This window comes from Polaromonas sp. CG_9.7 (genome assembly GCF_015752205.1).
In the GTDB taxonomy this organism is placed as follows: domain Bacteria; phylum Pseudomonadota; class Gammaproteobacteria; order Burkholderiales; family Burkholderiaceae_C; genus Polaromonas.
Genome location: NZ_JADOVG010000004.1, coordinates 261,600 through 268,589, shown reverse-complemented (window position 1 = coordinate 268,589; position 6,990 = coordinate 261,600). Strand labels below are relative to the sequence as shown.

Here is a 6,990-nt window from a genome sequence, read left to right as displayed (position 1 = left end):
AGTGGTTTCGGAGAATATCGCCCACAAAACTGGCAAAAGTAACCCAGCAGAAAAATTTAGACTTTAATTAACGAATCAGGTTGACTGTCTACTAGTGCCCCTACGTTAGAAGCATTTGCACATCAACTGTACAAATCGCTTTTCTTGCAAAAGGGTTGAACGCAATACGCGTGCCATCTTTTTTACCTGCGGATGGCCTGTCCGGCCATGGATTTGGCACCACCCTGATCCAGCCAGGTGCAGTTGGTCATTGCCCTTGCGGTTGCAGCGCATTGTGTTGGTGCGCAAAATACGCCTTGCCCCGCACACGTTATTCCCTGGCGCCTGCCAGCAGGTTCTTGTCAGGCCCTCATTCTTGGAGATTCCATGCCCAGTATTTACGACTATCAAGCCCGCCAGATCGACGGCCAGGACCTGGCCCTGTCGGCCTTCAGGGGCCAGGTCATGCTGATCGTCAACACCGCCAGCCAGTGCGGCTTCACGCCGCAGTTCGGCGGCCTGGAAGAACTGCACAAGACCTATGGCGGCAAAGGCCTGGCGGTGCTGGGGTTTCCGTGCAATCAGTTCGGCGCACAAGACCCAGGCCCGGACAGCGAAATTGCCAGCTTCTGCCAGGTCAACTACGGCGTGACGTTTCCGATGATGTCCAAGGTCGATGTCAACGGCCCGGCTGCCCATCCGCTGTACCAGTGGCTGTCGAGTGAGGCGCCCGGCCTGCTGGGCAGCAAGGCCATCAAGTGGAACTTCACCAAATTCCTGGTCGGCAAGGACGGCCAGGTGTTGAAGCGCTATGCGCCGCTGGACAAGCCGGCCGACCTGGCCAAAGACATTGAAGCCGCGCTGGCCGCCTGAGCCGGCGAAAGGTGTTCAGGGAAATCTGAAAATGCAAACGCAGGTGCGAAAACCTGTCGCTTGCGTCTCGCTTCAAACCCACCCCACCCTGTCAATTCATAGACAAAATGGCTGTTTGCGCAATACTGGCAAACACTGACAGCTATTGATTCAATAGCGCCGAATCCAGCACTTCAACCCAGTGCCGCACCGGCGTGGCCGTGCCGCTTTGCAGGTGGGTGATGCAGCCAATATTGGCTGACACGATCACCTCGGGCGCCATGTCGCCCAGATTGGCCAGCTTGCGGTCGCGCAACTGGTAGGCGATTTCTGGCTGGAGCACTGAATAAGTGCCCGCCGAGCCGCAGCACAGGTGCGCCTCGTTCAGGGACACCTTGATGTCAAAGCCCAGGCTGCCCAGGTGCTGCTCGACGCCGCCGCGCAGCTGCTGGCCGTGCTGCAGCGTGCAAGGTGGATGAAACGCCAGTTTGGGCGCGCTGGCAGCGATTTTTTTCACCAGGTCGGGCCGGCTGGCCTGCAGCGATTCGGCAATGACCGGCAGCAGCTCGCTCAGGTCGCGGGTCAGCTCGCTGATGCGTGCGGCTTTTTCGGCATACGCCGGATCGTCCTTCAGGATGAAGCCGTACTCCTTGACCGTGACGCCGCAGCCCGAGGCGTTCATCACCAGCGCTTCGATGCCGCTCTCGACGTGCGGCCACCAGGCGTCAATGTTGCGGCGCATTTCGGCCTTGCCACCGTCCTGGTCGTTCAGGTGGAATTTCACCGCGCCGCAGCAGCCGGCCTTGGCCGCCACGACAGTCTGGATACCGGCAGCGTCCAGCACACGGGCCGTGGCCGAATTGATGTTGGGCATCATCGCGGGCTGCACGCAACCCGAGAGCATCAGCATTTTTCGGGCATGCGAGCGTGTTGGCCAGGCGCCGGCGGCCTGTTTGGCGGGCACCTTGTTCTTCAGCGAATGCGGCAGCAGGCCGCGCACCGCCTGGCCCATCTTCATGGCAGGGGCGAAGAGGGGCGACGGCAGGCCTTCCTTGAGCGCCCAGCGCACGGCGCGGTCGCTGGCCGGACGCGGCACGCGTTCATCGACCAGCTTGCGGCCAATGTCGATCAGGTGGCCGTACTGCACGCCGCTGGGGCAGGTGGATTCACAGTTGCGGCAGGTCAGGCAGCGGTCCAGGTGCAACTGGGTCTTGCGCGTTGGCACTTCGCCTTCAAGCACCTGCTTGATCAAATAGATGCGGCCGCGCGGACCGTCCAGCTCGTCGCCGAGCAGCTGGTAGGTCGGACAGGTGGCAGTGCAAAAACCGCAGTGCACGCATTTGCGCAGGATGGCTTCGGCCTGCAGGCCGTCGGGTGTGTTCTGGAATTCGGGGGCGAGTTGTGTCTGCATGGTGTTCTTCAGGTACTTTGACGGGCGGTTTTGCGCCGGATGATGCGCACGAGGTCGGAATACAGCGGCGGCAGGCTCATCCCCAGCAGCAGCAGGGCCAGCGGAATGACCCAGGTGAAACCGACATGCTTGAAGCCCGCTGCGCCGACGATGCCGCCGCCGATAAAGGCCGCCAGCAGCGTGCCGAGCAGCCGCAGCTTGATGCGGTTGGCGCGCACGCGCGATTCGAACGGGCTGGCCGTGCGGTTCCAGTAAAACAGTTTGCCCAGCTCGATGCCGATGTCGGTCACGATGCCGGTCATGTGGGTGGTGCGGATTTGCGACGACGAAATCTTGCTGACCAGCGCGTTTTGCAGCCCCATGGTGAAGGACAGCACCAGCACGGTGAACGGGACGGCAAACGGCGTCTGGCGGTTCAGCGTGGCGCCCATCAGGCCAAACAGCAGCAGCAGCAAGGCTTCGACCAGCAGGGGCAGCGCATATTCGCTGCGCAACGAATGCTGGCGCGCCCAGTTCACCTGAATGGCGGTGAATGCCGCACCGCAGGTGAAGGCCAGCAAGGCCCCAATGGCGCTCAGCACCAGGCGCATGTTGCCCAGCACCAGGTTGTCGGCCAGCAGCGAGGCAAAGCCGGTCATGTGCGAGGTGTACATCGCCACCACCAGGAAGCCGCCGGCATTGATGGCACCGGCATTGAACGCCAGGATGCCGCCCAGCAGGCGGTTGGTGGACGCCGTCCGGTGCTGGCTGGTCAGGTGGCGAAAACGGCGCATGCGCTGCTTCAGCCGTCCATCGGCATGCGGCCCGGATTGAAGATGCCGGCCGGGTCAAACTGCTTTTTGAGTTCGCGCTGGATGCGCGACTGCACCGGAGACAGCGGCGTGAACACCGGCACGTTTTCCGGCATCAGGGCAGCGCGCCTGAACAAGGTGGCATGGCCGCCCGCCTGCGCGGCCAGCTGGCGCAGCTGCGCAGCCGCAGACGCCGGCGCCCAGAGCCAGCGCAGGCCGCCGTGCCATTCAACCAGGGAGGCATAGGGCAAATCCATCGCCGGCGCGGTCTGCGGCACGCTCAGACGCCACAGGCAGGCATCAGGCGAAGGCGGCTGCGCGAAAAACGGCAGGGTTTGCTCGCGGCAGGCCATCCAGTCGGCGCTGGCTTGCGCGTTGTCCATGGGCACCGCCTGGCCACCGGCCGCCTGCACATCGGCCACCATGCGCGGGCACGCGGCCTCGACGGCGGCCAGGGCACCGCGCAGGCGAACAAACAAGAAGTCCTGTGCCGGTGCAGCGCTTGCATCGTGCACCCAGCAGCTGGCGTTGAGCGGCAGCGGCTGGCCTCCCCAGCGGTTGAGCAGGTTCAGCGCCTTTTGCTGGCTCAAGCCGCTGCACATCAGCGTGGCTTCGCCGGGAACCACCGGCAGCACCTTGAGCGACAACTCCAGCAGCACGCCCAGCGTGCCCAGCGTGCCGGCCATCAGGCGCGAGACGTCGTAGCCGGCGACGTTTTTCATGACCTGGCCGCCGAAGGTCAGGCATTCGCCTTTGCCGTTGAGCAGCACCACGCCCAGCAGGTAGTCGCGCACCGCGCCGCTGCTGGCACGGGCCGGGCCGCTCAGGCCGCTGGCGACCATGCCGCCGACCGTGGCATGCGGGCCGAAGTGCGGCGGCTCGAACGGCAGGCACTGGCCTTGTTCGGCCAGCAGCGCCTCCAGTTCGGCCAGCGGGGTGCCCCCGCGCACAGTGACGACCAGCTCGCTCGGCTCATAGCTGATAACGCCCGAATAATCGGCCATGTCGAGCACGTCGCCGCTGAGCGTTTGGCCGTAAAAGTCCTTGCTGCCGCCGCCACGGATGCGCAAGGGCGTGCCTGCCTTTGCCGCGTCGCGAATGCGCGTGGCCATCAAAGTCGTCATGTCGGTGTCTGCATTCATGGCTGGAATGGTACGCGTGCATGACGTTCAGGAGGTTTGATTTTTTTGAATGCGGCGTGTGCGGTTTTTTCGCAGGCTGGCGGCTGTCGCCTGCGAGAGTCACATCATCTCAATGAACGCTATCAATAAAATAGCTGCATATTCTTTACTGGCGTGCGCAAATGCCTGTTTTTATCAATAAACAAAGGATTGGCCGTCAATCCATGAAGAAATTCACCGGCAGCCCCGGCACCTCGACCGGCATCGACAGCACGCAGCCCGAAGCGGGCCACTGCTGCAGTTCGCCGGCCGGGCGGTTGTGCCGTGCGGTCGCGAGGTAAAGCGTCTTGCGGTCGGCGCCGCCAAAGCAGGGCATGGTCGGGCATTGCGCAGGCACGCCGAACTCGGCCAGCAGCTCGCCGGCGGGCGATAGCTTGAGCAGCCGCCCGCCTTCATACATGGCGACGTAATAGTTGCCTTCGGCATCGACCGCCGCGCCGTCGGGGCGGCCGCCATAACCCGGACTGCCCGGCTGCCAGCCTTCGGGTTTGCCGGGCCATGCACGGAACACGCGCTCGCGGCTGAGGGTGTTGCTGGCGCCATCCCAGTCCCAGGCGCGAACCGCATGGCTCGGCGTGTCGGCCCAGTACAGCGTGGCCGCGTCGGGCGACCAGGCCAGGCCGTTGGCCGTGGTGGCATCGGCCGCCTTGACATCGAGGAAAGGCGTGCGGCCACCCCGGGCGTCCAGGCAGAAAAGCTGCGCCCGGGCCGCATCGCGCGGTTCGTAAATCGTGCCGGCCCAGAAGCGGCCCAGCGGATCGGCCTTGCCGTCATTGAAGCGCGTGGTGGCCGGGTCGTGCTGCGCAGGCGCGAGCAGCACCAGATCACCCCCCCACTGCCGGGCGCGGTAGATGCCGTCGCGCAGGGCGATGACCAGGCCCGCGCTCTGGCCATTGCTGCGGGCCGGCGCGATGCAGCCGGGCTCGGACGGCAGCGTCCAGCGCTCGACGCTGCCGTCCGAGCCTGTTGACCGGCAGACCTGCCGGGCGGGAATGTCCACCCAGTACAGACGCTGCTCGTCGGGGTGCCAGAACGGCGATTCGCCCAGTTCGCTGGGCTGTGAAATGGCGATTTGCCAGGGCATGTTGCTCTCCTTGGACGCGTGTGGTACAGCGAAGGGGTTCGCCACGAACTGCGACTTTAGCGGCAAAAAAAAGCCCGCTGGCGAGATGCCAGCGGGCCAAACTTCTCAAGGAGACTTCTGTCAGCTTCTCAACCCAAGCAATCTTTAACGGTTGTAGGCAGTTTCGCCGTGCGAGGTGATGTCCAGCCCTTCGCGCTCGTCTTCTTCGTTGACGCGCAGGCCGATGGTCAGGTCAACGACCTTGTAGGCGATGAAAGACACGACACCCGACCACACCACCGTGATCAGCACGGCCTTGGCCTGGATCCACACTTGCGAGACGATCGAGTAGTCGGCGGCAGTGATGCCGGTAGCCGTCACCCAGTCGGCGACAAAGCCGGGGCCGCCCAGGGCGGGCGAATTGAACACGCCGGTCAGCAGCGCGCCGACGATGCCGCCGACGCCATGCACGCCGAACACGTCAAGCGAGTCGTCAGCGCCCAACAGCTTTTTCAGCCCATGCACGCCCCAGAGGCAGGCAAAACCGGCGATAAAACCAATCACCAGACCACCGCCGATGCCGACGTTGCCGGCGGCAGGGGTGATGGCCACGAGGCCGGCCACGGCACCGGAGGCAGCGCCCAGCATCGACGCCTTGCCGCGCATCAGCGCTTCACCGAGGCACCAGGCCAGCACCGCAGCAGCGGTGGCGCCCAGGGTGTTGATGAAGGCCAGGGCGGCAAAGCCATTGGCTTCCAGCGCCGAGCCGGCGTTGAAACCGAACCAGCCCACCCACAGCAGCGAAGCACCGACCATGGTCAATGTCAGGCTGTGCGGTGCCATGGCTTCCTTGCCGTAGCCAATTCGTTTGCCCACCATGAAGGCGCCGACCAGACCGGCCACGGCCGCATTGATGTGCACCACGGTGCCGCCGGCAAAGTCCAGCGCGCCCGACTGCCAGATATAGCCGGCCTTGCTGGTCATGGCGTCCACCACATCCGGGCTGGTGTAGGCGTCAGGGCCCATCCAGAACCAGACCATGTGGGCCATCGGCGCGTAGCTGAAGGTGAACCAGATGACCATGAACAGCAGCACGGCGGAGAACTTGATGCGCTCGGCAAAGGCACCGACGATCAGGCAGCAGGTGATGCCGGCAAAGGTGGCCTGGAAGGCGGCGAACACGATTTCAGGAATTACCACACCCTTGCTGAAGGTCGCGCCATTGGCAAAAGTGCCGGCGACGTTGTCCCAGATGCCTTTCATGAACAACCGGTCAAAGCCGCCGATGAAGGCATTGCCCTCGGTGAACGCCAGGCTGTAGCCGTAGATGAACCACAGCACGACGATCAGGGAGAACGTCACCATGACCTGCATCAGCACCGACAGCATGTTCTTGCTGCGCACCAGGCCGCCATAAAACAGCGCCAGGCCGGGCACGACCATCAGGATCACCAGAATGGTCGAGACCATCATCCAGGCGGTGTCGCCCTTGTTGGGCACCGGGGCTGCTGCGGCGGCAGGAGCCACTGCGGCAGCCGCTGGTGCAGCCATGGCAGTGGTTGTGGCGGGAGCCGCGGATACGGAGGAGGAGGCAGCAGCGGCAGGCGTTTCTGCCGGGGTTTGCGCCAGAGCGAAAGCGCCGGTGCCGAGCAAGCTCAGTCCGAGTAGCAGGGAAGCAATCAATTTTTTCATGGCAATGGTTCTCTTTTATTT

At 63.8% G+C, this 6,990-nt stretch carries 6 protein-coding genes; 1 reads left to right on the top strand and 5 read right to left on the bottom strand.

Going from position 1 to position 6,990, the window contains the following annotated elements:
* Window positions 1–366 precede the first annotated feature (366 nt).
* Window positions 367–852 carry a glutathione peroxidase gene (locus tag IWX87_RS06355; RefSeq protein WP_196862670.1) on the top strand — a complete coding sequence of 162 codons (486 nt, stop codon included), beginning with the start codon at window positions 367–369 and terminating at the stop codon, window positions 850–852.
* A gap of 142 nt (window positions 853–994) precedes the next feature.
* On the opposite strand, the gene glcF is transcribed toward IWX87_RS06355, so the two are convergent.
* The 5 genes from glcF to amt form a co-directional block, all read right to left on the bottom strand.
* Window positions 995–2,242, bottom strand: a complete 1,248-nt coding sequence (gene glcF, locus IWX87_RS06350; RefSeq protein WP_196862669.1) for a glycolate oxidase subunit GlcF — start codon at window positions 2,240–2,242, stop codon at window positions 995–997.
* Between the two features lie 8 nt (window positions 2,243–2,250).
* Window positions 2,251–3,015 carry a YoaK family protein gene (locus IWX87_RS06345; RefSeq protein WP_196862668.1) on the bottom strand — a complete coding sequence of 255 codons (765 nt, stop codon included), beginning with the start codon at window positions 3,013–3,015 and terminating at the stop codon, window positions 2,251–2,253.
* Between the two features lie 8 nt (window positions 3,016–3,023).
* Window positions 3,024–4,175 (bottom strand): glycolate oxidase subunit GlcE, encoded by a 1,152-nt coding sequence (gene glcE, locus IWX87_RS06340; RefSeq protein ID WP_196862667.1) that lies wholly within the window; start codon window positions 4,173–4,175, stop codon window positions 3,024–3,026.
* Between the two features lie 196 nt (window positions 4,176–4,371).
* The gene (locus IWX87_RS06335) at window positions 4,372–5,298 is read right to left on the bottom strand and encodes an SMP-30/gluconolactonase/LRE family protein (protein ID WP_196862666.1); all 927 of its coding nucleotides are present in this window, start codon (window positions 5,296–5,298) and stop codon (window positions 4,372–4,374) included.
* Window positions 5,299–5,442: 144 nt separating this feature from the next.
* Window positions 5,443–6,969, bottom strand: a complete 1,527-nt coding sequence (gene amt / locus IWX87_RS06330) for an ammonium transporter (RefSeq protein ID WP_196862665.1) — start codon at window positions 6,967–6,969, stop codon at window positions 5,443–5,445.
* Between the last annotated feature and the right edge of the window lie 21 nt (window positions 6,970–6,990).

Excerpts from the sequence above, each read along its gene's own strand:
- IWX87_RS06355 (WP_196862670.1), top strand. The coding sequence starts at position 367 with ATGCCCAGTATTTACGACTATCAAGCCCGCCAGATCGACGGCCAGGAC.
- glcF (WP_196862669.1), bottom strand. The coding sequence starts at position 2,242 with ATGCAGACACAACTCGCCCCCGAATTCCAGAACACACCCGACGGCCTG.
- IWX87_RS06345 (WP_196862668.1), bottom strand. The coding sequence starts at position 3,015 with ATGCGCCGTTTTCGCCACCTGACCAGCCAGCACCGGACGGCGTCCACC.
- glcE (WP_196862667.1), bottom strand. The coding sequence starts at position 4,175 with ATGAATGCAGACACCGACATGACGACTTTGATGGCCACGCGCATTCGC.
- IWX87_RS06335 (WP_196862666.1), bottom strand. The coding sequence starts at position 5,298 with ATGCCCTGGCAAATCGCCATTTCACAGCCCAGCGAACTGGGCGAATCG.
- amt (WP_196862665.1), bottom strand. The coding sequence starts at position 6,969 with ATGAAAAAATTGATTGCTTCCCTGCTACTCGGACTGAGCTTGCTCGGC.